Origin of the sequence: Tardiphaga sp. 813_E8_N1_3, from assembly GCF_051811025.1 — a bacterium.
Taxonomy (GTDB): domain Bacteria; phylum Pseudomonadota; class Alphaproteobacteria; order Rhizobiales; family Xanthobacteraceae; genus Tardiphaga.
In genome coordinates this window covers 5,353,763-5,379,569 of sequence record NZ_JBPWQE010000001.1, presented here as the reverse complement: position 1 = coordinate 5,379,569, position 25,807 = coordinate 5,353,763, and the positions used below count along the sequence as shown (strand labels likewise).

General features: G+C 62.4%; 21 protein-coding genes. 10 read left to right on the top strand and 11 right to left on the bottom strand.

Going from position 1 to position 25,807, the window contains the following annotated elements:
• Window positions 1–5 precede the first annotated feature (5 nt).
• From AB8A33_RS25440 to AB8A33_RS25410, 7 genes are all read right to left on the bottom strand, one after another.
• On the bottom strand, window positions 6–782 hold the full coding sequence (locus AB8A33_RS25440; protein ID WP_439095333.1) for an ABC transporter permease: 777 nt from the start codon (window positions 780–782) through the stop codon (window positions 6–8).
• Window positions 779–1,621, bottom strand: coding sequence for an ABC transporter ATP-binding protein (locus AB8A33_RS25435; protein WP_439095332.1), 843 nt, complete (start codon window positions 1,619–1,621; stop codon window positions 779–781). The genes AB8A33_RS25440 and AB8A33_RS25435 overlap by 4 nt, the downstream gene beginning before the upstream one ends.
• A gap of 4 nt (window positions 1,622–1,625) precedes the next feature.
• Window positions 1,626–3,053, bottom strand: a complete 1,428-nt coding sequence (locus AB8A33_RS25430; protein ID WP_439095331.1) for a dihydroorotase — start codon at window positions 3,051–3,053, stop codon at window positions 1,626–1,628.
• Window positions 3,054–3,067: 14 nt separating this feature from the next.
• Window positions 3,068–3,859, bottom strand: a complete 792-nt coding sequence (locus AB8A33_RS25425) for an SDR family NAD(P)-dependent oxidoreductase (RefSeq protein WP_439095330.1) — start codon at window positions 3,857–3,859, stop codon at window positions 3,068–3,070.
• A 68-nt stretch (window positions 3,860–3,927) separates the two neighbouring features.
• Window positions 3,928–4,977: an ABC transporter substrate-binding protein gene (locus AB8A33_RS25420; RefSeq protein ID WP_439095329.1), complete on the bottom strand. Its 1,050-nt coding sequence runs from the start codon at window positions 4,975–4,977 to the stop codon at window positions 3,928–3,930.
• A gap of 207 nt (window positions 4,978–5,184) precedes the next feature.
• The gene (locus tag AB8A33_RS25415) at window positions 5,185–6,642 is read right to left on the bottom strand and encodes an amidohydrolase family protein (protein ID WP_439095328.1); all 1,458 of its coding nucleotides are present in this window, start codon (window positions 6,640–6,642) and stop codon (window positions 5,185–5,187) included.
• On the bottom strand, window positions 6,642–7,694 hold the full coding sequence (locus AB8A33_RS25410) for an ABC transporter substrate-binding protein (protein ID WP_439095327.1): 1,053 nt from the start codon (window positions 7,692–7,694) through the stop codon (window positions 6,642–6,644). The genes AB8A33_RS25415 and AB8A33_RS25410 overlap by 1 nt, the downstream gene beginning before the upstream one ends.
• A gap of 165 nt (window positions 7,695–7,859) precedes the next feature.
• Here AB8A33_RS25410 and AB8A33_RS25405 point away from each other — a divergent pair, with 165 nt between their 5' ends.
• Both AB8A33_RS25405 and AB8A33_RS25400 read left to right on the top strand, forming a co-directional pair.
• Entirely contained in the window at window positions 7,860–8,768 is a 909-nt protein-coding gene (locus AB8A33_RS25405) for a LysR family transcriptional regulator (protein WP_439095326.1), read from the top strand.
• An 88-nt stretch (window positions 8,769–8,856) separates the two neighbouring features.
• Complete coding sequence (locus AB8A33_RS25400) at window positions 8,857–10,482, top strand: ABC-F family ATP-binding cassette domain-containing protein (RefSeq protein ID WP_315840170.1); 1,626 nt, start codon at window positions 8,857–8,859, stop codon at window positions 10,480–10,482.
• A 47-nt stretch (window positions 10,483–10,529) separates the two neighbouring features.
• Here the strand turns inward: AB8A33_RS25400 and AB8A33_RS25395 are convergent, their stop codons facing one another.
• Complete coding sequence (locus AB8A33_RS25395; protein ID WP_068737711.1) at window positions 10,530–11,006, bottom strand: Lrp/AsnC family transcriptional regulator; 477 nt, start codon at window positions 11,004–11,006, stop codon at window positions 10,530–10,532.
• A gap of 153 nt (window positions 11,007–11,159) precedes the next feature.
• On the opposite strand from AB8A33_RS25395, the gene alr reads away from it, so the two are divergent.
• The 3 genes from alr (at window position 11,160) to AB8A33_RS25380 (ending at window position 15,382) form a co-directional block, all read left to right on the top strand.
• A complete protein-coding gene (gene alr, locus AB8A33_RS25390; protein WP_439095325.1) occupies window positions 11,160–12,323 on the top strand; it encodes an alanine racemase in 1,164 nt (387 codons plus the stop codon).
• On the top strand, window positions 12,320–13,573 hold the full coding sequence (locus AB8A33_RS25385) for a D-amino acid dehydrogenase (RefSeq protein WP_439095324.1): 1,254 nt from the start codon (window positions 12,320–12,322) through the stop codon (window positions 13,571–13,573). Before alr ends, AB8A33_RS25385 begins: the two co-directional genes overlap by 4 nt.
• Window positions 13,574–13,744: 171 nt before the next feature.
• The gene (locus AB8A33_RS25380; protein WP_439095323.1) at window positions 13,745–15,382 is read left to right on the top strand and encodes a GMC family oxidoreductase; all 1,638 of its coding nucleotides are present in this window, start codon (window positions 13,745–13,747) and stop codon (window positions 15,380–15,382) included.
• A 237-nt stretch (window positions 15,383–15,619) separates the two neighbouring features.
• Here the strand turns inward: AB8A33_RS25380 and AB8A33_RS25375 are convergent, their stop codons facing one another.
• The 3 genes from AB8A33_RS25375 to AB8A33_RS25365 form a co-directional block, all read right to left on the bottom strand.
• Window positions 15,620–17,707 (bottom strand): molybdopterin-containing oxidoreductase family protein, encoded by a 2,088-nt coding sequence (locus AB8A33_RS25375; protein ID WP_439095322.1) that lies wholly within the window; start codon window positions 17,705–17,707, stop codon window positions 15,620–15,622.
• Between the two features lie 96 nt (window positions 17,708–17,803).
• Window positions 17,804–17,995, bottom strand: a complete 192-nt coding sequence (locus tag AB8A33_RS25370) for a hypothetical protein (protein WP_081422070.1) — start codon at window positions 17,993–17,995, stop codon at window positions 17,804–17,806.
• Between the two features lie 80 nt (window positions 17,996–18,075).
• Window positions 18,076–19,188: an alkene reductase gene (locus AB8A33_RS25365; RefSeq protein WP_439095321.1), complete on the bottom strand. Its 1,113-nt coding sequence runs from the start codon at window positions 19,186–19,188 to the stop codon at window positions 18,076–18,078.
• 186 nt (window positions 19,189–19,374) lie between these two features.
• On the opposite strand from AB8A33_RS25365, the gene AB8A33_RS25360 reads away from it, so the two are divergent.
• From AB8A33_RS25360 to AB8A33_RS25340, 5 genes are all read left to right on the top strand, one after another.
• Window positions 19,375–21,657 carry an FdhF/YdeP family oxidoreductase gene (locus tag AB8A33_RS25360; protein WP_439095320.1) on the top strand — a complete coding sequence of 761 codons (2,283 nt, stop codon included), beginning with the start codon at window positions 19,375–19,377 and terminating at the stop codon, window positions 21,655–21,657.
• 84 nt (window positions 21,658–21,741) lie between these two features.
• A complete protein-coding gene (locus AB8A33_RS25355; RefSeq protein WP_439095319.1) occupies window positions 21,742–23,022 on the top strand; it encodes an MFS transporter in 1,281 nt (426 codons plus the stop codon).
• Between the two features lie 133 nt (window positions 23,023–23,155).
• Window positions 23,156–23,365 carry a hypothetical protein gene (locus AB8A33_RS25350; protein WP_439095318.1) on the top strand — a complete coding sequence of 70 codons (210 nt, stop codon included), beginning with the start codon at window positions 23,156–23,158 and terminating at the stop codon, window positions 23,363–23,365.
• A 19-nt stretch (window positions 23,366–23,384) separates the two neighbouring features.
• Complete coding sequence (locus tag AB8A33_RS25345; protein ID WP_439095317.1) at window positions 23,385–24,332, top strand: glutathione S-transferase family protein; 948 nt, start codon at window positions 23,385–23,387, stop codon at window positions 24,330–24,332.
• A gap of 209 nt (window positions 24,333–24,541) precedes the next feature.
• The gene (locus AB8A33_RS25340; RefSeq protein WP_439095316.1) at window positions 24,542–25,786 is read left to right on the top strand and encodes an ABC transporter substrate-binding protein; all 1,245 of its coding nucleotides are present in this window, start codon (window positions 24,542–24,544) and stop codon (window positions 25,784–25,786) included.
• The last annotated feature ends 21 nt before the right edge of the window (window positions 25,787–25,807 follow it).

The following is a 25,807-nucleotide window of genomic DNA, read 5'->3' as shown; positions in this document are numbered from 1 at the left end:
TGTGTTCAGCCGCCGGAGGCGAAACTGTCGCTGCGCACGGCCCAGCCGGTGACGCGCGCCTCGATCAGCGAGAACACAATATACAAACCGACGCCCAATGCAGCCAGAATGAACAGGCCGGCGAACACCAGCGGCACATCGAAGCTGGACGACGCGATCATCATCAGATTGCCAATGCCACGATTGGAGGCCACGGTCTCCGAAATCACCGTGCCGACGAAAGCCAGCGTCGCAGCCACCTTCAGCGAGGCGAAGAAGTACGGCATGGTGCGCGGCAGGCCCACATTCCACAGAATTTCCAGCTTGGTCGCGCGCAGCGTTTTCATGACATCCTGCAACTCCGGCTCGGTGGCGGCGAGGCCGGTGGCCACGTTCACGACGATGGGGAAGATGCACATGATCATCGCCGTGAGGATCGCCGGGACCGTGCCGGCGCCGAACCACAGCACGAAGATTGGCACCACCGCAACTTTCGGGATCGACGAGAAGCCCACCAGCATCGGATAGGCGACGTCATAGGCCAGCTTCGACGAACCGATCAGCATGCCCAGCAGAATGCCGATCGCGATGCCGAAGCCAAACCCAACCATGGTTGTGTACAGCGTCTGCAGCGCATGCGGCCAGATCGCGGGGAAGCGCGTCCAGAGCGTCGCAAGCACCTGGCTCGGCCGCGGCAGTACGATGTCCGAGACATGAAACATCAGGCACAGCAGTTCCCACAGCACGAAGAAGCCGATGATGCAGGCGGTGGACATGATCTGGCGGCGCAGACGTTCGCTCATGACACGGTCTCCTGAACGGCGCGAGCCGCGACGATGCGCTGGCGCAGGCGCTGGGTCAGTGTGACGAAATCCGGCTCGAACGACACGTCGATAGTGCGCGGCCGCGCGAACGGCACCGCGCTGTCATCCACGATTCGACCCGGCCGCGCCTGCATCACGCAGATGCGCGAGGCGAGATAGGCGGCTTCCTTGAGGTCGTGAGTGACTAGCAGCACCGTCGGGCGCTTCTCGATCCACAGGTTCTGCATGATCTCCCACAACTCCTCGCGGGTGAATTGATCGAGTGCGCCGAACGGTTCGTCGAGCAGCAGCAAGGTCGGATCATGAATCAGCGCCCGGCACAGCGAGGCACGCTGCTGCATGCCGCCGGACAGCTGCCAGGGAAATTTGTCGCCGAAGCCGCCGAGGCCGACCTGCTTGAGCGATGTCTCGACGCGGTCGCGATACTCGGTCTTGCGCTTGGCGCCGAACGCTTCCTTGAACGGCGGCACGATCTTGAGCGGCAGCATCACATTGTCGCGTATGTTCAGCCACGGCAGCAGCGTCGGATTCTGGAACGCCATCCCGATCCGTGCGGCACCCGCGCCGATTTCGCGGCCGGCGACGAACACGTTACCCTCCGTCGCCGCGAGCGTGCCTGCCACAAGCTTGAGGATCGTCGACTTGCCACAGCCGCTTGGCCCAACCAGGGCTACGAATTCGCCCTTGTCGATGCGCAGCGAGGTCTCCGCCAGTGCGGTCACCGCATTCTTCGCCGTGCCAAAGGTGACACGCACCTTTTCGAGCTCGATCACGTTGTCCGCGGCGCGGGGCTTTGAGTGGACGAGCGGTGCGTTCATCGGGTCAGGCTTTCTGCACGGAGGTGATGGCAGCCATAGTCGAGTCGGTGTTCAGAGGCGCGGCCGGTGGCATCTGCTGGATCGCATGCACCGATTGCCCGGTGCCGCGCGCATCCTCCTGCAAGATCCGGTCCTTCATCACGAAGCGACCGCGCACGATGGTGTGAATCGGCAGCGCCGAGGCCTTGCGGCCATGCCATGGCGAGATTTTCGCTGTTGACTGGATCATCGCGTCATCGACGGTCCATTCGCGCTTGAGGTCGACGATGGCGATGTCGGCGTCGGAGCCGACGGTCAGCGTGCCCTTGCGCGGATAGAGGCCCCAAACCTTGGCTGGCGCGTCGGCGCTCCAGCGTACGTAATCGTTGATGGTGGCGCGGCCCTTGTTAATCTCGGTCAGCATTAGCGGCATCTGCGTCTCGACGCCGGGGAAGCCGCAATCGACCGTCCAGATATCTTCGCGCGTCTTCTCCTCGATGGAATGCGGGGCGTGGTCGGTGGCGATCATGTCCACGGTGCCGTCCATTAGCGCGTTCCAGATCGGCTGCTGGTTCGGCTTTTCGCGCACAGGCGGATTGACGCGCACGACGCCGCCGAATTTTTCGTAGTCGGTCTCGTCGAGCAGCAGATATTGCGGGCAGGTCTCGCCGGTGATGTCCACGCCGCGCGCCTTGGCTTCGGCCAGCGGACGCAATTCGGCAGCCGACGAGATATGCAGCACATGAATGCGTGCACCGGTCCACTCGGCGAGCGTCGCCGCCCGCTCGACGGCTTCGATCGCGACCACGGCGGGCCGTGCTGCCAGATGCGCGATCGGCTCGATGCGACCGCTGGCACGCAGCCGGGCCTCGCGACGCTCCATGATGGTGTTGGTCTCGGCATGGAGCGAGATGCGCTTGCCGGTCGGTGCGACGACCTCGAAGGCTTCCAGCATGGCGCCGGTGGAGGGCGAGGGGATGCGGCCGAAGGTGTTGCCCATATAGAGCTTGAAGCCGATCACGCCGCCATCGATCAGGGCGCCGACATGTTCGATGCTGTCTTCACCGAGCACCGCATAGAGCCCGTAATCAACGTAAGCCTTTGACGACGCGATCTTGTGTTTGTCGGCCAATGATTCAGCATTGTTGATGGTTGGCAGCGTGTTCGGCATGTCGAACACACATGTGACGCCGCCGAAGGCTGCCGCGGCAGTGCCGCTGGCAAAGTCTTCCTTCTGCGGATAGCCGGGATCGCGGAAATGCACGTGCACGTCGATCGCGCCGGGCAGGATATGAAGGCCCGTGGCGTCGAGTGCCTGCTTTGCCGGCGGCATCGCCTCCGGCGCGCCGATGGCGTGGATCACGCCGTCCTTGATGGCGATGCTGGCTTTGTAACTTGCATCGGGCGATACGATGGTGCCGCCATTGATGACCAGATCGACCTTGTCGCTCATCTCACGATCTCCGCTCACAGCATCGCCCAGCCGCCATCGACCGGCAGGTCGACACCGGTGATCTGGCGCGAGACGTCGCTGGCCAGGAACAGGCAGGCATTGGCGACATCGGCATCCACGGTGACGCGGCGCAGCGCGTAATCCATGGCGTGGCGCTCCGCGGCTTCCGCTTCGGAAATGCCCAGCTTCAGCGCCATGTCGCGGCACACCTTCTCGCGGAAGCGCGGGCCGTCCACCATGCCCGGCGCCACGCAATTGACGTTGATGTTGAACTGCCCGACCTCGAGCGCGAAGCTCTTAGTGATGCCGCGCAAGCCCCATTTCGATGCCGAATAGGCCATGCGGCCGGCACGACCGCGCATGCCGAAGGTGCCGCCGACATTGACCACCTTGCCGTAGCGCTGTTCGATCATAGTCGGCAACGCGGCATGCATGGTGTGGAAGCAGCCGTTCATGTTGAGGGTGACGATCTCGTCGAATTCCTCCGGCGTGGTCTGCACGCCGGTCTTGCCGATCGGCCCGGAGCCGCCGGCGACGTTCACGAGGATGTCGATGCGGCCGAATTTGGCCTTGGTCTGTTCAGCCGCGGCTTCGCATTGCTCGGATCGGGTGAGATCACAGGGGATGACGATCACCTCGCCGCCCCTGGCCTTCACCTCGGCGGCAACTGGCTCGATGGCTGAGGTGTCGCGGCCCAGCAGGGCCAGCTTGCAGCCTTGCTCGGCAAAGGCGTGGGTGATGGAAGCGCCCATCCCCTTGGCGGGGCCTGTGATCATGACGACGCGATTTTCGAGGGAGAGTTTCATGGGGTTGTCTTTCGGTGGTGTAGGAGAAGCCGAGTGCCGCGGCGCCCGGTCCACAGGGCGGCCTTGCGTTACATCGCGGCCTTGATGGCCGTTGGGCGATCGGCCAGCGGCGGCATGAAGCTGCGGTCGAATACGTCGCCGACCTTCGGCGTGCGTGGCAGTTCCTTGGCGCTGACGAGGATATCGATCGCTTTGCTCATGCGTTCGTCGCTGATGTCGCCATGGCCGATCTTTGCAATTTCCGGCGAAGTCATTTCGTCGGACAGTGTGGCTTCCAGGCGCGCGCGTTCGATCTCCGGCTTGATCAACGGTTCGCGCTTCTGCACAGCCTCGATGGCGGCCTTCGGATCGGCCATGGCATCCTTGACGCCGCGGTTGAGCGCCTTGAGGAAGCCCTTCACGGCGTCGGGGCTTTCCTTGGCAAACTTGCGGGAGACGATGATGGCGTTGGAATACAGATCCATGCCGTAGTCGCCGAACTTGATGAAGCGGATCTCTTTTTCAGGATCGATGCCGATCAGCCTGGCGCTGAAGCGGATGGTGGTGATGTAGCCGAACACGCCATCGACCTGATCCTTCATCAGCATCTGTTCGCGCAGGTTCGGCTGCATGTTGGTGACCTCGACCTTGGTACAGTCGATCTTGGTCGCCGCGCAGAGCGCCGGGAACAGCTTCAGCGCGCCGTCGTTGGCGGCGCCGCCGAGCTTGCGCCCGACGAAATCGGCGGGGGTCTTGATCGGGCTGTTGGCTTTCACCGCCACCGTGAAGGGCGGGCGGTTGTACATCTGGTAGACGCCGATCGGCGCTTCGTCCGGCTTCCTGGCGGCGAGTTCGATCAGCGCGTTGATGTCGCCGAACCCCATGTCATAGGCGCCGTTGGCGACCTGCGGCACCGCCGCACCGGAGCCGTTACCCTGGTCGAAGGTGATGTCGAGGCCTTCCTGTTTGAAATAGCCGCGATCCTGCGCGAGGAAGAACATGCCCTGCGGACCTTCATACTTCCAGTTCAGGACCATCTTGATCTTGGTGTCGGCCTGCGCGGCGACAAACGATCCGACCGTCACGGTCAGTGTGAGGGCAAGCGTCTGCAATCCACGAAATGCATGGCGTCCGGTCATCGGTGTGTTCCTGTTGAGAAGAGTGACACGATCGGCCGGTGGGGTGTTTCTGCCTCCGGCGCCCTCAGGAGCAAAGTTAAACCTATCCGAGTGAACTTATCTGCTGCTATCCTTTTGCTTAAGCGGTGCAAAAAAGGCCTCACTCGGAGCTGTCCAGATAACGCGTTGTTCGGGCCGGCTCTTGCAGAGCCGCGAGGCGCAGGCGCGTCAGCAGCATCCGCAAAAGCTTGCGGTAATCACGCTGTCGAGCGCGGCGATGGCCCCAGCCAGGTTCTCGCCAGAGGGCATGCCGGCACGCATCTGCGCCAGAATCTCCTGCCGCGCGGCCGTGAAGTCGATCCCGGTGACATGTCCATCGCGCACGATAGTGTGGCCGGCGACGATCACCTCCCGGATATGGCGCGCGGTTGCCCGCGAGAACAGGAGATTGATCGGGTCGAGATCGCTGCGCAGCGCGTCGTCGTTGAGGGCGTTCCAGTCCAGCAGCAGCATGTCCGCATCGGCGCGGTCGCGCAGGCCGCCGTCGCTGGCGATATTGGTGACGGCGAAGCGGCCGTTGCTTACGCTCTCATGCAGCGCCCGGTGGCGGGTCACGACTTGATCGAAACCGCTGCCGGCATGAAGTAGATGTGACAGTCGGAGCTCGCGCAGTGCATCGTTGTCGTCGTCGAATGCTTTGCCGTCGATGCCGAGGGCGATCCGGCATCCGGCGGTCCACATCCGGGTCATGGGAGCCAGGCCCGAATGCAGATGCAGGTTGGAGCTGGTATTGACCGAAATGACGACGCCGCGTTCGGCCAGAAGTTCGAGTTCATCGGGCCGGGCCCAGACGCAATGTGCCAGCGTCAGCCGCGGGGACAGCAGGCCGATCTCGTCCAGCATGCGGGTTACGCCGCCAGGGTAATTGGCGTCGCACCACTGGCGTTGATACTTGGTCTCGAGCAGATGCATGTGGACGCGGCGGCCGGTGCGTGCCGAGGCTTCGGCGATCGCCTGCAACAGCGCGTCGCTGCACCACTGCACGCCATTGGGACCATATTGCACATCGAATTTCGGGCCATCGGCCGCGGAGACAATCTCGTCCACCAGCGTCATGTAATCGCGCGGCGACAGCGGCGGACGCGTGAAGCGCTGCGCGATCTCCGCCCGAACGTCCGGCGGCAGCGCTGCCAGCACAGGTTCCGAGGGACCGTAGACCAAAGGATTGCGATCTCTCATTGCCACGGCGAGGCCGGCGCGCACGCCGACATCGCGTGCCGCGCGCGATACCTCGGCCAGTTCGGTCGGCAGATCAGTGAAGCCCTGCACGCGGGTATAATGGTTCATGACGATACCGGCGCCGCCCACCGCGCTGCTGGCGAACGCGACGCAGGCCGCTACATAGGGATCGACCGCAGGAAACAATGCGAGATAGTGGATCCAGGACTCCAGCGGCTTGGCGTCGGCGCCGATGGAGCTGGTCCGGACCGCGCGGCCGTGGTCGTGGGCATTGACCAAGGCGGGCAGCGCCACGATCGGCTCTGCTGCTTCAGTTGTCGGCGCGATCGACTGGATCTTGCCGTCCTGCAGCGCGATCACCTGCGCGCCGGGCATCGGCCCGTCCGGGCCAAGCACATGAGCGCAGGTGATGCGATGCGGCGCGCCGGTGGGGCGAGTCGTTATCATTACGGCGCAATGGTTGGGGGCATCCGGTCGGGTTTGGCCGGCAGGAACGTATCGTTGAACACCTCGTCGGGCTTTGGCGTACGCGGCAGTTCGAACGAGGTGACGATGGTGGAGATCGCCGAACCCAAGCGCTTCTGATCGAGCTCGCCGAGGCCCAGATCTCCGACCTCTGGCGTGTTGATGAAGTTGTTGTAGACATAGGTCAGGCGCCGCTTCTCGATATCCTTCTTGATCAGCGGTTCCTCGGTGGCGAGTAGGTCGATGGCGGCGTCCGGTGCCTGGACGGTTTCCTTGATCGAGCGGTTAATGGCGCGCAGCAGACCTTTCACCGCCTCCGGATGTTCCTTCAGCAGCTTCTGCGACACCATTACGCCGTTGGAATAGAGGTCGAGGCCGGCGTCAGAATAAAAGTTCCAGCGGAAGTCCTTGTCGGGATCGACCTTGAGCGACACCAGGTTGAGATAGCTGGTGGCTGCGAACACCGCGATCGAATCCACCTGGCCCTGCAGCAGCATTTGTTCCTGCAAGGCCGGCGAAACCTGCAGAATGCTGATCTTGCTGTAATCGATGCCGTTCTGCTTGGCGAGCAGCGGCAGTAGTTTCAGCGACGCACTGCCGGAAGGCGAGGCAAGCTTGGATCCCTCGAGATTCTTGAGAGTTTTGATCGGTCCATCCGCCTTGCTGAGCAGCGCGAACGGCGTCTTGTTATAGATCATGTAGACCATCACCGGTGCATCGTCCGGCTTGGTGGCGGCGTTCTGAATGATGGCGTTGATATCGCCGAAGCCGGCATCATAAGCGCCCGACATGATCCGCGTGACGGTCGCCGCCGAGCCTTCGCCCTGATCGATCGTCACGTCGAGATTTTCATCTTTGAAGTACCCTTTGGCCTTCGCCCAGTAGTACCACGCATGCAGACCCTGGATTTTCCAGTCGAGGGTAAACTTGATTTTGGTTGGCCCGGCAGCCTGGGCAAGAGTGAGTGTTCCTGCGGCTACGGCCAAGGCTAACACGAGCGTCAGTAATCCACGAAGTGCCCGGTGTTCGGTCATCGATGCTTTCCTGTTGCGAAACGTGACATGATTGGTCGGTGGGCGGCGTCGCTCTCGCGACTATCTTCCTGTGTGAATCACGATAGACCTATTCGAGTGGTCACATCTGCTGCTATCTTTTCCAGTGACCGGTGTAAAAAAGGCATCACTTGAGAGGCGAGGGCAATGAGGCATCTGCGGTTGCTGACCCATGTGGTCGAAGTGGCCCGCACCGGCTCGATCCGCCGCGCCGCGGAACTGCTCAACTTGACGCCTTCCGCGATGAACCGGCGCATCCAGGACCTCGAAGCCGAAATCGGCACGCCTTTGTTCGAGCGCCGGCCGCGGGGCGTGAAGCTGACCACCGCCGGCGAGATGTTCGTGCGCTACGCGCGCAGCCAGATTGCCGATGCCGAGCGGATGAGATCGCAGGTGGAGGATCTCAGAGGTCTGCGGCGCGGTCCGATCCAGATCGCCTGCAGCCAGGCGCTGGCGCTGGATTTTCTGGCGCTGCGCGTTGCCGCGTTCCAGAAGAAGCATCCGAAAGTGGTGTTCGACCTCAAGGTGATGGATCACGAGCGCGCGCTGGCCGCGCTGGCGGCTTACGACGTCGATCTCGCTCTGGTGCATCGTCCGGCGATGTGGCCGTCACTGCGCGTCATCGCCAGCCTTCCCCAGCGTCTTGTGGTGATCACCCGCTCAGATCATCCGCTGGCGGCCAAAAAAATGCTGCGCCTCTCCGACTGTGTCGATTATCCCGCAGCCCTGCCGGATCGGACTTTGAGCGGCCGCCAGATTCTCGATGAGGTCACGACCCGGCGCGATCTGCGCCTCAACATGCTCGCGGAATCAAACTCCTTCGAGATGCTGCGCGGGCTGGTGTTCCGCTGCAACATGATCTCGTTCCAGATCGAGATCGGGGCTCCCACTGGGAACCTCGGCATGGGGCTGGTCGGCCGCCCGATCGATACCCGTGACGTGCCCACTGCCGATCTGGTGCTGTGCCAGTTGCGCGGTCGCACGCTACCGGTAGCCGCGGCGACTTTCGCGGAAATCCTGATGAAGAGCCTGAACGAGATGCGGGCGGGCACCTAGTTCTTTTGCGGTGCAAAATATCCTTCCGTACAGGGGCCGGATGCCTTATTGGCAGGTCTAAATCCTGTCCCGTGAGCCCGTAGTTCCCATGATTCGCCTCGACAATATCAGCAAGCAGAACGGTCATCAGATCGTCTTCATCGAAGCCGCCGGCGCGCTGTTGAAGGGCGAGAAGATCGGCTTGGTCGGCCCCAACGGTTCCGGCAAGACGACCCTGTTCCGGATGGTCACCGGCCGTGAACTGCCCGACGAAGGTCAGGTGGTGGTCGAGCGCGGCGTTACCATCGGCTATTTCAGCCAGGATGTCGGCGAAATGGCGGGCCATAGCGCCGTCGCCGAGGTGATGGAGGGCGCCGGCCCGGTCGCCGTGGTCGCGGGCGAGTTGAAGGAACTGGAGACGGCGATGGCCGATCCGGATCAGGCAGACAATATGGACACCATCATCGAGCGTTACGGAGAAGTGCAGGCGCGTTTCGAGGAACTCGATGGTTACGCGCTGGAAGGCCGTGCTCGCGAAGTGCTTGCCGGTCTGTCCTTTACGCAGGAAATGATGGATGGCGACGTCGGCAAGCTGTCCGGCGGCTGGAAGATGCGCGTGGCGCTGGCCCGCATTCTGTTGATGCGGCCCGACGTGATGCTGCTGGACGAACCGTCGAACCATCTGGATCTCGAAAGCCTGATCTGGCTCGAAGGCTTCCTCAAGGGTTACGAGGGCGCGCTCTTGATGACCTCGCATGACCGCGAATTCATGAACCGCATCGTCACCAAGATCATGGAGATCGATTCGGGATCGCTGACGTCCTATTCCGGCGATTACGAATTCTACGAAGCGCAGCGCGCCATGAACGAGAAGCAGCAGCAGGCGCAGTTCGAGCGCCAGCAGGCGATGCTGGCCAAGGAGATCAAGTTCATCGAACGTTTCAAAGCGCGCGCGTCCCATGCCGCGCAGGTGCAGAGCCGCGTCAAGAAGCTTGACAAGATCGAGCGCGTCGAGCCGCCGAAGCGCCGCGAAGTCGTGTCGTTCGACTTTTTGCCGGCGCCGCGCTCGGGCGAAGACGTCGTCAGCCTGAAAGGCATTCACAAGGCCTATGGCAGCCGCACGATTTACGAGGGGCTGGATTTCTCGGTGCGCCGCAAAGAGCGCTGGGCTGTGATGGGCATCAACGGCGCCGGCAAGTCGACGCTGCTGAAGCTTGTGACCGGCGCGGCCGAACCCGACAACGGCAACGTCACCATCGGCGGCAGCGTCAAGCTCGGCTATTTCGCGCAGCACGCGATGGATCTGCTCGATGGCGAGCGCACGATCTTCCAGAATCTCGAAGACTCATTCCCGCAGGCGGGGCAAGGCACGCTGCGCGCGCTCGCCGGCTGCTTCGGTTTCTCCGGCGACGATGTCGAGAAGCGCTGCCGCGTGCTGTCCGGTGGCGAAAAGGCACGCCTGGTGATGGCGAAGATGCTGTTCGATCCGCCGAATTTCCTGGTGCTCGACGAGCCGACCAACCATCTGGACATGGCAACCAAGGAAATGTTGATCAAGGCGCTGGCTGACTATGAAGGCACCATGCTCTTTGTGTCGCATGACCGCCACTTCCTCGCGGCGCTGTCGAACCGCGTGCTTGAGCTGACGCCGGACGGCATCCAGCAATATGGCGGCGGCTATACCGAATATGTCGAACGCACCGGCCAGGAAGCGCCGGGTTTGCATCCGAATTAAGCGCGCCTGCTTCCCTCTCCCCGCAAGCGAGGAGAGGTTAAGCAAGCTCAGCCCGTCAGCGCGGACACCGAGACACCGCGCTTCACCACGCTGCGCATCGCGAAGCTCGAATGCAGCCGCGCCACGCCGGGCATCCGCGAGAGGTGCTGCTTGTGGATGCGCTCATAGTCTTCCATGTCGCGCGCCTGCACATGGACGAGATAGTCGTCATTGCCCGACATCAGGTAGCACGACACGACATCCGGGCATTTGGCGATCTCGCGCTCGAAGGCGGACAGGGCGTCCTCGCTCTGCTTGTCGAGCGTGATGTGGACGTGCACCGTCATCATGTAACCGAGTTCGGACGCGTCGATCTCGGCGGCATAGCCTTTGATCACGCCCTTCTTTTCCAGGGCCGTGAGACGCCGAGTACAGGCGGTGGGTGACAGGCCGACTTTCTCCGCTAGTGCCATCTGGCTGATCCGGGCATCCCGGACCACCTCGCGAAGGATCTTCCGGTCGGTCGAATCGAGGTCGCTTGCCATGGTTCTCGCCAAAGTTTTGCAGGATTTCTCTACAAGGACGTAAATTTACGCCGATAATCACCGTTTATGACCGTAGCAGCGGCCGGAATCGCCGTAAAGCGCCATGCGGAAGGTGAGATACTGCCGTTGCGATCATTCGTGGCGGGGGATGTGATGCTGGCACCTTGGACAGGCGGAACGGGCACGCGGCACGCGAGCGCGGTGCTCACCATCGATCTCGAAGCCATCTCACGCAACTACCGGCTATTGGCCGAGCGGGTCGGCCCCGGCGTCACCTGCGCCGGCGTGGTCAAGGCCGACGCCTATGGCCTCGGCGCCGATCGCGTCGCGCCCGCGCTCTATCGCGCCGGTTGCCGCACGTTCTTCGTGGCACATCTCGACGAAGGGCTGGATCTCCAGACCCATCTGCCCCGCGATGTCGCGATCTATGTGCTCAACGGTCTGCCCTCAGGCGGCGAGCGCGATTGCGCCGAAGCCGGTATCGTTCCGGTGCTCAATTCGCGCGAACAGCTTGAGGCCTGGTCGGATCAGGCGCGGCAACGCGGCCGGATTCTGCCCGCGGTCGTTCAGGTCGATAGCGGCATGTCGCGACTGGGCATGTCGCCGCGTGAGCTCGCTGATCTCTCGGGGGTGGACACCAGCACCCTCGATATCCAGGTGGTGATGAGCCATCTCGCTTGCGCCGATACGCCGGAACATCCGGCCAATGCGTATCAGCTTGCGGCGTTTCGGACGCTTGCGAAGCGCTTTCCCGGCGCGCGAAAATCCTTCGCCAACTCCTCAGGCATTTTCCTTGGCCGCGAGTACCATCACGACCTCGTCCGCCCCGGTGCCGCGCTCTACGGTCTCAATCCCAATCCCGCGCAATGCAATCCGATGCTGCCGGTGGTGCGACTCACCGCGCAGGTGATCCAGACCCGCGAGATCGAGGCTGATGCCCATGTCGGCTATGGCTGGAATTTTCAGGCAACGAAGCCGACGCGGCTGGCGACGCTGGCGATCGGCTACGCCGACGGTTTGCAGCGCGCCTTCGGCAATGGCGGCGCGGTCTATTTCCGCGGACGGCGGCTGGCGGTTGCCGGGCGTGTGTCGATGGATTCGCTGACCGTCGATCTCGGTGATCTGCCGCCCGGTATGTTGGCACAGGGATCGCAAGTGGAGATCATCGGTGGGCATCAGTCGCTCGATGCGCTGGCCGCAACCGCGGGCACCATTGGCTATGAAATGCTGACCTCGCTGGGTCAGCGCTATGAGAGAATTTACTCGGATGAGATCGATGTGCGGTGGACCGCCCGGTCTGGAGGCACGGTGCGATGAAGGTCCTGGTTCTTGGCGCGGGCGTGATCGGTGTCACCACGTCCTATTATCTGGCCAAGGCAGGCCATGAGGTGACGGTGATCGACCGTCAGCCCGGCGCGGCATTAGAAACGTCGTTCGGCAATGCTGGCGAAGTCTCGCCCGGCTACGCATCGCCTTGGGCCGGCCCCGGCGTGCCGAAAAAGGCGCTCGGCTGGATCATGGACAAATACGGCCCGCTGGTGGTGCGGCCGCAAGCCGATCCGCACCAGTGGCGCTGGATGCTGCAGATGCTGCGCAACTGCACAAGCGCACGCTATGCGCTGAACAAGTCGCGGATGGTCGGCATCGCCGAATACAGCCGCGATTGCCTGCGCGCACTGCGCGCCGAGACCGGCATCACCTATGACGATCGCAGTCAGGGCACGCTGCAGCTGTTCCGCAAACAGTCGCAGCTCGATGCCACCGGCGGCGATATCGACGTGCTCAAGCAATATGGCGTGCCCTACGAGGTGCTCGATCGCGCCGGTTGCGTGAAATACGAGCCGGGCCTTGCCGGGGTGCAGGATCTGTTCGTCGGTGGCTTGCGCCTGCCTGAGGACGAGACCGGCGACTGCCATCTGTTCACGCAGCGGCTGGAAAAGATCGCCGCCGGGCTTGGGGTGAAATTCGTCTATGAGACCACGATCAAGTCCGTGGATGTCACCGGCGGCCGGGTCGCGCAGGTGACGACCGACAAGGGTGTCTTCACCGCAGATAGTTACGTGATGGCGCTTGGCAGCTTCTCGCCGCTGCTGCTGCGTCCGCTCGGTATCGACGCGCCAGTCTATCCGGTGAAGGGCTATTCGCTCACTGTGCCGATCACGGACGAGAGCGTCGCGCCGCAGTCGACGATCATGGACGAAAGCTACAAAGTGGCAATCACGCGCCTTGGTGACCGCATCCGCGTCGGCGGCACCGCCGAAGTCGGCAATTATCACCCGGTGCCCACCGCTCCGCGCCGTATGCCTCTCGACAAGTCGGTGACCGATCTGTTTCCGACCGCCGGCGATCTCTCGCGCTCGACCTTCTGGAGTGGCTTGCGGCCGATGACGCCCGATGGCCCGCCCATCGTCGGCCCCACGCATCTCGGCAATCTTCATCTCAACACCGGCCACGGCACGCTCGGCTGGACCATGGCTTGCGGCACCGCCCGCGTGCTGTCCGACCAGATCTCTGGCAAGGCACCGGAGCTGGATGTCAAGGATCTGGCGATCAGCCGCTACGCCTGACGCTTGCTTTCTTAAACCTCTCCCCGCGCAGAGCGGGGAGAGGTTTACCTCACGCAGTCTCCCGCTTTCGCATTGCGACGATTCTAGCCGCATGCGTGCCATGCTTCCGGCCGCGCCCATTTACATCCCCGTCATTTCCGTTTTCAGTTGCTGAAAACAATCGGGGGAAACATGAGCGGTCAAACTGCGTCGGCGCATCGCGCGTCGGCTGATGCCATTGAGGCTGATTACATCATCGTCGGTGCCGGCTCCGCCGGATGCGTGCTCGCCAATCGCCTGTCGGCCTCTGGCAAATATTCGGTGCTGTTGCTCGAGGCCGGCCCGAAGGATCGCAATATCTGGATCCATGTGCCGCTCGGCTACGGCAAGCTGTTTAAGGAAAAGACCGTCAACTGGATGTACCAGACCGAGCCCGAACCGGGCCTCGATGGACGCTCGGTCTTCCAACCGCGAGGCAAAGTGCTCGGTGGCTCCAGCTCCATCAACGGGCTGCTGTATGTGCGTGGCCAGCACGAGGATTACGATCGCTGGCGTCAGTTGGGGAACGCCGGCTGGGGCTATGACGATGTGCTGCCCTATTTCAAGAAGGCGGAAAATCAGACGCGCGGGCCGAGCGAGTATCACGGCGTCGGCGGCCCGCTGCCGGTGTCGGATTCGCGCTGCCCCGATCCGTTGTCGGAAGCTTTCATCGCTGCAGCTGCCGAGACAGGCATTCCGGTGAACAACGACTTCAACGGCGCGACGCAGGAAGGGGCTGGCTGGTTCCAGACCACAACAAAGGGCGGTCGTCGTGCCTCGACCGCGCGGGCCTATCTTCGCCCGGCGCTGAAGCAGGGCAATGTTCGCGTCGAGACCGAAGCGCTGGCACAACGCATCCTGTTTGAAGGCAAGCGTGCCATCGGCATCGAATTCAAGCAGCACGGCGTGGTGCGCAAGGCCCGCGCACGCAAGGAAGTGCTGGTCTCCAGCGGCGCCTATAATTCACCGCAACTGCTGCAGCTCTCCGGCGTCGGTCCCGCTGATCTGCTCAAGGAGCACGGTATCGAAGTCCTTCTCGATGCCCCCGGTGTCGGCAGTGATCTGCAGGATCACATGCAGGTCCGCATGGTGATGGAGTGTCCGCAGAAGATCACGCTCAATGATTTCGTCAATCATCCGGTTCGCCGGGCGATGATGGGTCTGCAATATGCGGCGTTCCGCACGGGACCGCTGACCTATGCTGCCGGTACCACAGGCGCCTTCTTCAAGACCGATCCGCGCATGGCGTCGCCGGATATCCAGATCCACTTCCTGCCGTTCTCCACCGACAAAATGGGCGAGAAGCTGCATTCGTTCTCCGGCTTTTCAGCCTCGGTCTGTCAGTTGCGCCCGGAAAGCCGCGGTTCACTACGCATCAAGAGTGCCGACCCTTCGGTGCCACCGGCCATCCGCATCAACTATCTGGCCACGGAGACGGATCGCACGGCGAATGTCGAAGGTCTGAAGATTCTGCGCAACATGCTCAACGCGCCGGCGATGAAGCCCTTCGTGACCAAGGAGGTCGAGCCCGGCCCGGGCACGGTGACCGACGAGCAATGGCTCGCTTACTGCCGTCAGCGCGGCAGTACCGTCTATCACCCGACCTCGACCTGCCGGATGGGCAATGACGCGAAAGCGGTGGTCGATCAACGGCTGCGCGTGCGTGGGCTGGAAGGCCTGCGTGTGATCGACGCGTCGGTCATGCCGGATCTGATGTCGGGCAACACCAACGCGCCGGTGATCATGATTGCCGAGAAGGCGTCGGACATGATTTTGGAGGATGCGAGGTAGCGGGAAGGGCGCTGCCCTCTCTATTGAGGCGGAGCTCTGCCCTCTCGGTTGTCGTCCCCGCCTAGCGCGCCGAAGGCGCGCGCGGGGCGGGGACCCATAACTTCCGAGAGCATGGTTGAAACGGCAGAGTTACGCTGATCGCGTTCTAACCATTTACTTTGAGGTGTATGGATCACCGCCCCGCGCGCGCCTCCGGCGCGCTAGGCGGGGATGACATCGGAGAGTGTTGTGCTCTCCTTACGCTTTCTTCACCCACACCTTGTTGTCGTGGAACGCCGCGCCGCCATAGGGTGCGACGGCTTCACCACCGGTCAGCATGTTGATCCCACGCCCGCCGATATGCGCCTTGTTCGGGTGAACCGATTCCGCAATCAGCACGCCGCGGCGCAAGCCGTCGAAGATGCGCGCGGTCAGTGTCGTCTCGCCGCGCGTGTTGCCGAGCGTCACGGCATCGCCATCGGCGATTCCCAATCTCGTAGCATCGACCGGATGCATCATCACACTGGGTGCACCCTCGCGGGCCTGCGATGATGGCGTCTCGTTGAACGAGGTGTTGAGGAACGAGCGCGACGGGCTGGTGGCCAGGCGGAACGGATGCGCCTCATCGACCTGTTCGATCACCGCCCAGTGGTCGGGGAATGACGGCATCTCGTCCCATGCGCCCATCAGCCCAGCATTGGGCATCGGCACTTTCGACCAGTCCGCCTTGAAGTGGAATTTGCTGTCGGCATGGGCGAAGCCGTCGAGATAGTGCGAGGTGCGGAAATCCGGTTGGATGTCGCGCCATTTGTCGGCCTCCAGCCCTTCGATGCCACCGCGGCCGCTGACTTGCAGCGTCTCGTCAATGATATCGCGCGGATGCATATCGAAAGCGCGGTGTTTCGCGCCGAGGCGGGTGGCTATACCCTGAAGAACGTCGTGGTTCGAGCGGCATTCTTCCGGCGCGTCGATCAGCTTGGCGCCGACCGAGATGTGCTGGTTGCCGCCGGCGTAATAGAGATCGTCGTGCTCCATAAACATGGTCGCCGGCAGCACGATATCGGCCATCATGGCGGTCTCGGTCATGAACTGCTCATGCACCGCGACGAACAGGTCCTCGCGGGCAAAACCCTGCCGCACCAAGGCCTGCTCGGGTGCCACCGTCATCGGATTGGTGTTCTGGATCAGCATTGCCTTGACCGGCGGGCCGTTATGCAGGGCCTCCGCGTCACCGGTCAGGATGCGGCCGATCTTCGACTGATCGAGGCGCCGAACGCTCTCGTCGAGCACGTCGAGGCCCTCGATCAGTGTCTTGTCGAATTTCCAGATCGCGGCATTGTTGAAAAAAGCGCCGCCGCCTTCCTGCTGCCAGGCACCGGTAACGGTGGGCACGCACAGCGCTGCATGCATCTGCGCGGCTCCGTTGCGGCTGCGGGTGAAGCCATAGCCGAGGCGGAAATAGCTGCGTTTGTTTTCGCCGACGAGATGCGCGAAGGCCTCAATTTCGGCGGCCGGCACGCCGCAAATGGCTGAGGCCCATTGCGGCGTGCGCGCCGCCAGATGCGCCTCGAACTCGGGCGAGTGGTCGGTGTATTTGGCGAGATAGTCGCGATCTGCAAGGTTGTCGCGAAACAGCACATGCATCACGCCGGCGGCGAAGGCACCGTCGGTGCCGGGTCGCAGCAGGATCTTGATATCGGCCTGCTTCATGGTGTCGTTGTCGTAGATGTCGACAACCGCCAGCTTGGTGCCGCGCTCTTTCCGGGCGCGGGAGACGTGGGTCATCACATTGACCTGCGTCGATACAGGATTGGTGCCCCAGATGACGATCAGGTCCGACTTCGCCATCTCGCGCGGATCGACGCCGGCTACCTTGCCCGTACCCGCGGCGAAGCCGGCCCAGGCGATTGTTGCGCAGATCGTCGAGTAGAAGCGCGAATATTTCTTCACATTGGCGAGGCGGTTGATGCCATCGCGCATCACCAGACCCATGGTGCCGGCATAGTAATAGGGAAACACCGACTCCGCACCGAAGTCGCGCTCGGCCTCGTTGAACCTCAAAGCGATCTCGTCGAGCGCCTCGTCCCAGGTGATGCGGGTGAAAAGGCCGGAGCCCTTCGGCCCGGTGCGGCGCATCGGGTACATCAGCCGTTCGGGGTGATGGATGCGCTCGGCATAGCGCGCGACCTTCGCGCAGACCACGCCGGCGGTATAACTTTGCTCCTTGGAGCCGCGAACCCGGCCGATCGTGTTTCCGCCAATCACCTCAATATCGAGGGCGCAGGCGGAGGGGCAATCATGAGGGCAGGTGGAGTGCTTGATGTCGATCTTGGCTTGAACATTCATGCAGCCAAGCTAGCCAAAAGTTTACTGGAGGAAAAGCCGTGGTTTTACGCATCCCGCCCGACAACCGGGCAGGCCTCCAGTCCGTGGTCGTCTCCGCTATTTGCCCAAGGCGTCGCGTTGGGCGATCAGCCGGTCCAGCTCCTCATTCTGCTGAGCCAGCCGATCCGCGGTGCGCTCCTCGTTGCTCTCGCCGGAAGCCGCGGTGGCCTGCTCGATCAACTGCCGGATATTGTCGCGAAGGATGGCGATGCGATCGTCGAGCTCGGCGGCTGACAGGGTGGAATCCATGGGGCGATACTCCTGACCCGCTACGGGCCGTACACAGACTATAGCGCGCCAGAAGTGCTTTCTATTGAATAATCCGCAGCCTAGCCTGCGCCCATGACCGGGTAGTCGGTATAGCCGGCCACGTCGCCGCCGTAAAACGTCGCGCGGTTATAAGGCGTGAACGGCGCCTTGCGCTTGATACGCTCCGGCAGATCCGGATTGGCGATGAACGGGCGGCCGAAGGCGATGATATCGACATTGCCGGAAGCGACGGCCTCCTCGGCGGAGGTGCCGTCGAATCCGCCGGCGGTGACCAGCACGCCCTTCCACAGCGGCCGGAACAGCTCATAGGCCTTCGGCACATTGTTATGAAACACTTCCGCGCGGCCGACGCCGCTGGTGCGCGGCTCGACGAAATGGAGGTAGGCGAGGCCGAGTTTGTCGAGCTCACGGACCACATAGCTGTAGAGCGGCATCGGATCGGCTTCGCCGGAGTCATTCGAGACACCATAGGGCGACAGGCGGACGGCGACACGATCCGCGCTCCAGGCGCCGATGACGGCATTGGTCACTTCGAGCAACAGGCGGGCGCGGTTCTCGATTGAGCCACCATACTGGTCGGTGCGCTGATTGCTGCGGGTCTGCAGGAATTGTTCGAGCAGATAGCCGTTGGCGCCGTGCACCTCGACGCCGTCGAAGCCGGCTTCCCTGGCGTTGCGCGTGGCCTGCCGGTAGGCGTCGATAATGCCGGGAATCTCGCTGGTCTCCAGAGCGCGGGGTGTTTCGTAAGATACCGTCTCGCCTGAAGCCGTCCGCGTGATAGCGTCGATCGCAATGGCTGACGGCGCCACCGGAAGCCCGTCGCCGGGCTGGAACGAGGAATGTGAGGCACGGCCGACATGCCACAACTGCAGGAAGATGATGCCGCCTTTGGCATGTACGGCGTCAGTGACCTGACGCCAGCCGGCGATCTGCTCTTTCGAATAAATGCCCGGCGTGTTCGGGTTGCCTTGTCCTTCCTGCATGACCTGCGACGCCTCGGCGATGATCAGTCCGCCTTCGGTCGCGCGCTGCGCGTAATATTCGGCATTGAGCGTCCATGCAGCTAGAGATGTCTTCTCGGCGCGCATGCGCGTCAGCGGCGCCATCGCGACGCGGTGGCTCAATCGATACGGGCCTACTTGCAGCGGCTGGAACAGGGAAGAAGACGTCATCGGCGCTCCATTCAAAATATCAATCGGGCGATAGCGTTCGCGAGAGGTGTCCCGACATTCGCATCGTTCAATACAGCGCAGCCTCGGTCAATCAAAGTTGATGGCATCTATTCGCAGCAATGCAGCCTTTAATGCTACGAGGCGGAATTAGGCCATATGGGCCCTGACGACGAAGGATGGATCGCGATGGCGAAGAAGCAGGTTCAGGGCGTCGAAGACTATAAAGGTGCCGCCGCAGGTTGGGGCGCATTGAAGGCGGTGGCCGACGCGGTGCGCGGACAGATGGCAGTCGTCAACGAAACGCACGGCCTCCTGACGATGAACCAGCCGCACGGCTTCGATTGCCCAGGTTGCGCCTGGCCCGATCCAAAGCATACGTCGTCATTCGAGTTCTGCGAGAACGGCGCCAAGGCGGTGTCGTGGGAAGCAACGGCCAAGCGTACGACGCCGGAATTCTTTGCGGCCCATACGGTGAGCGAACTCTGGGAATGGCATGATCACGACCTCGAAAACGAGGGGCGTCTCACCCATCCGATGGCCTATGATCAGGCTAGCGACAAGTATCTTCCGATTTCATGGGAAGATGCGATGGCGCGGATCGGTGCGGGCCTGCGCGCTTTGCCCGATCCGAACATGGCCGAGTTCTACACGTCGGGCCGCTGCTCTAATGAAGCAGCCTTTATGTATCAGTTGTTCGTGCGCGAATACGGCACCAACAATTTCCCCGATTGCTCCAACATGTGCCACGAGGCCACCAGCGTCGGCCTTCCGGAATCCATCGGCGTCGGCAAGGGCACGGTGACGCTGGAGGATTTCGACCATGCGGACGCTGTGTTCTGCATCGGGCACAATCCCGGCACCAATCATCCGCGCATGCTGACGACGCTGCGCGAATGCGCCAAGCGCGGTGCTGCCATCGTTTCAATCAATCCGCTGCGCGAGCGCGGGCTGGAACGGTTCACATCCCCGCAGCATCCAGCGGAAATGCTGACGTTGAGCTCCACGCAGATCTCGTCGACCTATTACCAGGTCAAGGTCGGTGGCGACATTGCCGTGCTGAAGGGCATGATGAAGACCGTCGTAGCGCTCGACGTCGCGAGCCTGGCCCAAGGCGGTCCCGGCGTGCTCGACCGCGCCTTCATCGCAGAACACACCAACGGCATCGAGACGCTGCTCGCGGATCTCGACGCGACCTCATGGGAGGCGATCGAAAAATCGTCGGGCCTGCCGCGCGCCGATATCGAAAACCTCGGCAACATCTACGCCGAGGCCAAGAGCGTGATCATCAATTACGGCATGGGTATTACCCAGCATCGCCATGGCACCGGTAACGTGCAGCAGATCGCCAATCTCCTGATGCTGCGCGGAAACATCGGCCGTCCCGGCGCCGGCATCTCGCCGCTGCGCGGGCACTCCAACGTGCAGGGAGACCGCACCGTGGGGATCACCGAAGTACCCAACGCCGCGCTGCTCGACGGTATCGAACGTACCTTCAACTTCAAGCCGCCGAGTGCGCATGGTCACGATGCCGTCGCATCTGTGAAGGCAATCCGCGATGGACGTTCGAAGGCATTGATCTGTCTTGGCGGCAATCTCGCGGTGGCGATGTCCGATCCCGAGGAAACCTATCCGGCGATGCGCAGCCTCGATCTCGTGGTGCATATCGCCACCAAGCTCAATCGCTCGCATCTTCTGATTGCGAAGGAGTCGATCATCCTGCCATGCCTTGGCCGTACCGAGATCGACGTGCAGGCGACCGGGCCGCAACTGGTGACGGTGGAAGACTCGATGTCGATGGTGCACGCCTCGCGCGGCGGTTTGAAACCGGCGTCGGAGCATTTGAAATCGGAAACCGCGGTCGTTGCCGATATGGCCATCGCGACTTTGCCGAATACTAAGGTGAAGTGGCTGGACTACGTCGCCGACTACAGCAAGATCCGCGACGCCATCGAGTCGGTCTTTCCGGCATTCGGGGATTACAATGCGCGGATCAAGAAGCCGGGTGGCTTCCGGCTGCGCAACGCCGCCTCGGAACGGGAGTGGCTGACGCCGAGCGAGAAGGCGCAGTTCCTGGTTTTCTCCGGCCTCTATGAGGACGGCCCCGCCGAGACCGCGTTGACACTGACGACGCTGCGCAGCCACGACCAGTACAACACCACGATCTACGGCATGAACGATCGCTATCGCGGCATCACCGGGCGGCGCGATGTGGTGTTCGTCAACGAGCAGGACCTCGCCCGCCGCGGACTGAGCCACGGCGATCTGATCGACATCGTGCTGGACCGTCCGAACGGCACGCCGCGCGCGTTGCGTCGGGTGACGGCGGTGGCTTACAACATCCCGCAAGGATCGGTCGCGGCCTATTATCCCGAGGCCAATGTGCTCGTGTCGCTCGACCAGTATGATGCGAAGTCGGGAACGCCGGCTTACAAATCGATCCCGATCCGGATCGAGGCATCTGCAGCTTAAGCTGCACCGCAGCATTGAGAGAGCATGACCGCCACGGCTTTCGTGGCGGTTGATGAGCGCCGTGTTTCCGCGTAGGCGAGCGCCATGACCAGTGCTGCCGACTCTTCTGCCTTTAAGCCCGTTGCCATCGATCCGCCCGTGAGCGTGGCCCTCGTGGCCGCCATGCTCATTCTGACCTGCGGGCATGTGCTGTCCAACATGCTGCGCACCACGCCTGCGGTCGCGATCGATTTGATGTCGACCGATCTCGGCGTTACGCCGCAGACGTTGGCCGCACTGACTTCGGCCTATCATTTTTTCTTCGCGCTCCTGCAGATCCCGGTCGGCGTCGCGCTGGATCGCTACAGCATCCGCACGGTGTCGCTCGTGCTGTTCGCCGGTACGGTCTGCGGCGCGGCGATCGCGGCGCTGTCGACCGGGCCGCTGTCGTTCTTCGTGTCGCAGGCAACGATCGGCATGGCGACGTCGGGCATGCTGATGTGCCCGATGACGCTCGCGGCCAAGCGGCTGACACCAGCGCAGTTCGGTCTGTGGTCCGGCATCATTTTGTCATTCGGCAATGCGGGGCTGCTTTTGTCGGCCAGTCCGCTGGCTTATGTCGTCGAGCATTGGGGTTGGCGCGCCGGCTTCTGGATTGCGGCGGCAGCGGCTATTGTCGTGGCCATGCTGATCGCGGTTATTGTCCCGTCGCCGCGTCCCGAAGGCCAACAGCGCGCGCTCCTGGGTGAGATGGTTTCGGTTCTGCAACTCGGTGTCTCCCGCGCGGTGCGCGGTATCGTGATCCTCGCTTTCGTGTCGCTGGCGGTTCAGCTCGTGTTGCGTGGCCTTTGGGCCGGCCCTTGGCTGATGAATATCAAGGGACTATCGCGGATAGAGGCTGGCAATGTATTGGCGTTGTTTACGGTGGCGCTGGTGATTGGGCCGGCGCTGTCGGGCTTGCTCGATCGCAAGCTCGGTCATCGCCGCGCGCTGCTGTTTACGGTCCATTTGTGTGCCGCTGCGCTGCTGCTCGTGATGGCGCTCGGTGCACCGGGCTATCCGTTGGCCACGCTTTTCGGCCTGCCAGTGATGCCGGTGGCAGTCGATACCGGCCTGCTTGTGGTCATCGGCCTTCTCGTGGCGATGCAGCCGCTCGTCTATGCGATGATCCGCCAGGTCGTTGCTGCCGAGAATATTGGCAAGGCGCTCTCTGCGGCAAACCTGTCGTTCTTCCTCGGCACCGCCGTGATGCAATCGGCTACCAGTCCGATCGCTGCCGCTTGGGGATTGCCCGCAGTTTTAATCTCAATGGCGGTATTCCTGACCGTCTGCACACTCGTCTTCTTCGTGTTGACGCGTCCCGCAGCGCAGCGCGGGACTGCATAACAGGTTCATGATGATTGCGACGGCAAGTTGCTGGAATTGCCGTGAGTCCTGTGGTCTGATGCGCGGAGTGACGCGATCAAGATGTCGCGCGCGGTCTCGCATTGCGGGGCGCCTCATACAGGGAGGACGTGACTTGCCGTTTTTCGTCAGGGGAACCGATACGTCAGGGACTGTTTCACTCCGCCGCGACAACGCGGCCGGAGCTGTCAAGAAGGCCAGGGAGCTGCTCGATGACGGCAGCTGGGATGTTGAGATCACCGGTCCGGATGGACTTCCGCATCCGATTGCCGAATTCGAGGCGATGTATTCCGCCGGCGCGATGACGGCGGTGCATGCGACATAGCTGACGGGCAAGGGATGCAGTGACGGCGACCGATCTTGTTCTGCATCACTATCCGCGTTCGCCGTTTGCCGAGAAGGTGCGCGTCGCCTTCGGATTGAAGGGTCTGTCTTGGCGCTCGGTGATCCAGCCGCGGATCGCGCCGAAGCCACAGCTTGTGCCGCTCACCGGAGGCTATCGCCGCATTCCGGTGCTGCAGATCGGCGCAGACGTCTATTGCGATACGCGCCGCATTCTCGCGGAGCTTGAGCAACGTTTTCCCGAGCCGACGCTTTATCCGGTGGGCACGCGCGGTCAGGCCGATATCATCGCGGCCTGGGCCGATCGCACGCTCTTTGCCAATGTTCTTGGGCTGGTCTTTGGCCTGAACGGCGATCGTTTCCCGCCGGAGCTGCATGCTGATCGCGCGAGTTTCACGTCAGGTAAGTTCGATGGCTGGGACAGCGCGAAGATGCGTGAGCTGCTTCCAGCGTTGCGTGACCAGTTTCGCGTTCATCTCGTCTGGCTCAGCGATTGGCTTGCGCATGGCGACGCATTCCTGCTCGGCAACGCGCCGTCACTTGCCGACATCGCCGTCTACCACCCGCTCTGGTACGCGCGCGGCAATCTTGGCGAAAGCGAAGGTCTTGCCGAGCATCCGCATGTCCTTGCGTGGATGGACCGGGTGGCTTCGCTGGGGCACGGCAAGGTTGAGGATCTGTCACCCGAGCAAGCGCTGGAGACGGCGCGGCTTTGCCAACCTGTGGCGACGTCTCGTACTGCTTACGATGACGGTGTGGCTGATCAGCATGGTCCCTTTGCGGAAGGCACGATGATATCGGTCACGCCGACCGATTGGGGTTTCGATCCCGTCATCGGCGCATTTGTTTCTGGCGGACGTGACAGCATCGCTTTGCGGCGTGAGGATCCCGATGTCGGCGCGACGGTTGTACATTTTCCGCGTGCAGGCTTTGCGATTGCTCGACTGTGAAAGCCCCATCGCGGATGCATGGCCCTCATTCGCGATTTCCTTGCGCCGCAATTTGACGCAGCTGCGCAAAGGCGGCTAAGTCCAAAAAACGCTGCCTGACTGCGATATGCAGACTCCCAATCTGTACCGCAGTGTTCGACACTTCAGCGCCCAGTAACAGAACAAGAAAGCACGCCGTTTCAGCGACGTTGTGCATCGGAGGATATGACATGACCATGACCCGCCGCACGTTTGGACTTGGTGCCTCAGCTGTTCTGGCAGGGCCGATCGCTGCTCCGTTCATTCGCGGTGCCGGCGCCGCCGAGCCGGCGATCCGCATCGGCATGGTCAATTCGATGAGCGGCGGTCTTGCGGCCTATGCGCAGGAAGGCCAGCCGGCGTTCGAATACATCATCAAGAAGATCAATGCCGAGGGCGGTATCAAGAGCAAGGGAGGTGCCAGGATCGAGCTGGTGCTGGCGGACGATACCAGCCAGCCGGCGCGCACTGCTGCCGAAGCACGGCGCCTGATCACCGAGGAAAAGGTGCAGCTTCTGACCGGCACCATTCTCAGCGCACAGATGCTGGCGTTGACGCCGGTGGTCGACGAAGCCAAGATTCCGACGCTGTCGGTCTGGGCCGGCGGATCGCAGTCGAACTACATGTTCACGCTGGGATATCCCTATGATCGCGGTTATGCGCAGACCATGCATGATTTCGTCATCTCGCTGCGTGACGATTTCAAGTTTCCGATCAAGACGGCTGTCATGGCCTATTCGAATTACGAAGCCGGCCAGCAGTCCAACAAGTTTCTGGTCGAGAAACTGAAGGCCAGCGGCATCCAGATCATCGGCGAAGCTGCGCTCGATATTCGTGCGCAGGACCAGACCGCGGCCATGGTTCGTATTCGCTCGCTCAAGCCGGACGTCGTTGTCGGCCTCGTGACGCCGCGCGACGGCATCTTGCTGCATCAGGCGCGTTACAATCTGAACTATCACGGCAGCATCTTCTGCGGCGGCACCGGCGGCTATTCGGATCTGTCGCTCTGGAAGGATCTCGGTCCCGAGATCGGCAAGGCCGTGCTGACGAAGAACCTGTTCGGCATGACCGGCTTCAGCGCCGGCGCCAAGATCGACTCGATGCAGAAGATCGTCACGGAATTGCGCGATGTCGCCAAGCTCGAAAAAATCGGCCAGGGCGCCGTGCAATACGCCCAGGCGGCGCGCGTGCTGCAGCAGGTGCTCGAGAATGCCAAGTCGCTGCAGAGCGAGGCGCTGCTTGACGCGCTGAAGAACGTCAACATCTCGGCGGGGGATCCGAACCTCTACATTGCCAAGCCGAAAGGCCTGCAATTCGCGGAAGACCGTCTGCTCAAGGATGGTTCTGCGATGTTCATCCAATGGACTCCTGAGCAGGATCAGCAAGTCGTATTCCCGAAGGAATTTGCCCAGGTGCCGCCGCGGCCGAAGTCCTGATCGGCGCTGTAGTAAGACTGA

Bases quoted from the DNA above. Each gene is read 5' to 3' on its own strand.
- AB8A33_RS25400 (WP_315840170.1), top strand. From the start codon at position 8,857: ATGATTCGCCTCGACAATATCAGCAAGCAGAACGGTCATCAGATCGTC.
- AB8A33_RS25420 (WP_439095329.1), bottom strand. From the start codon at position 4,977: ATGACCGGACGCCATGCATTTCGTGGATTGCAGACGCTTGCCCTCACA.
- AB8A33_RS25340 (WP_439095316.1), top strand. From the start codon at position 24,542: ATGACCATGACCCGCCGCACGTTTGGACTTGGTGCCTCAGCTGTTCTG.
- AB8A33_RS25365 (WP_439095321.1), bottom strand. From the start codon at position 19,188: ATGACGTCTTCTTCCCTGTTCCAGCCGCTGCAAGTAGGCCCGTATCGA.
- alr (WP_439095325.1), top strand. From the start codon at position 11,160: ATGCTGGCACCTTGGACAGGCGGAACGGGCACGCGGCACGCGAGCGCG.
- AB8A33_RS25395 (WP_068737711.1), bottom strand. From the start codon at position 11,006: ATGGCAAGCGACCTCGATTCGACCGACCGGAAGATCCTTCGCGAGGTG.
- AB8A33_RS25415 (WP_439095328.1), bottom strand. From the start codon at position 6,642: ATGATAACGACTCGCCCCACCGGCGCGCCGCATCGCATCACCTGCGCT.
- AB8A33_RS25425 (WP_439095330.1), bottom strand. From the start codon at position 3,859: ATGAAACTCTCCCTCGAAAATCGCGTCGTCATGATCACAGGCCCCGCC.
- AB8A33_RS25405 (WP_439095326.1), top strand. From the start codon at position 7,860: ATGAGGCATCTGCGGTTGCTGACCCATGTGGTCGAAGTGGCCCGCACC.
- AB8A33_RS25360 (WP_439095320.1), top strand. From the start codon at position 19,375: ATGGCGAAGAAGCAGGTTCAGGGCGTCGAAGACTATAAAGGTGCCGCC.
- AB8A33_RS25355 (WP_439095319.1), top strand. From the start codon at position 21,742: ATGACCAGTGCTGCCGACTCTTCTGCCTTTAAGCCCGTTGCCATCGAT.
- AB8A33_RS25380 (WP_439095323.1), top strand. From the start codon at position 13,745: ATGAGCGGTCAAACTGCGTCGGCGCATCGCGCGTCGGCTGATGCCATT.
- AB8A33_RS25440 (WP_439095333.1), bottom strand. From the start codon at position 782: ATGAGCGAACGTCTGCGCCGCCAGATCATGTCCACCGCCTGCATCATC.
- AB8A33_RS25375 (WP_439095322.1), bottom strand. From the start codon at position 17,707: ATGAATGTTCAAGCCAAGATCGACATCAAGCACTCCACCTGCCCTCAT.
- AB8A33_RS25370 (WP_081422070.1), bottom strand. From the start codon at position 17,995: ATGGATTCCACCCTGTCAGCCGCCGAGCTCGACGATCGCATCGCCATC.
- AB8A33_RS25410 (WP_439095327.1), bottom strand. From the start codon at position 7,694: ATGACCGAACACCGGGCACTTCGTGGATTACTGACGCTCGTGTTAGCC.
- AB8A33_RS25430 (WP_439095331.1), bottom strand. From the start codon at position 3,053: ATGAGCGACAAGGTCGATCTGGTCATCAATGGCGGCACCATCGTATCG.
- AB8A33_RS25435 (WP_439095332.1), bottom strand. From the start codon at position 1,621: ATGAACGCACCGCTCGTCCACTCAAAGCCCCGCGCCGCGGACAACGTG.
- AB8A33_RS25385 (WP_439095324.1), top strand. From the start codon at position 12,320: ATGAAGGTCCTGGTTCTTGGCGCGGGCGTGATCGGTGTCACCACGTCC.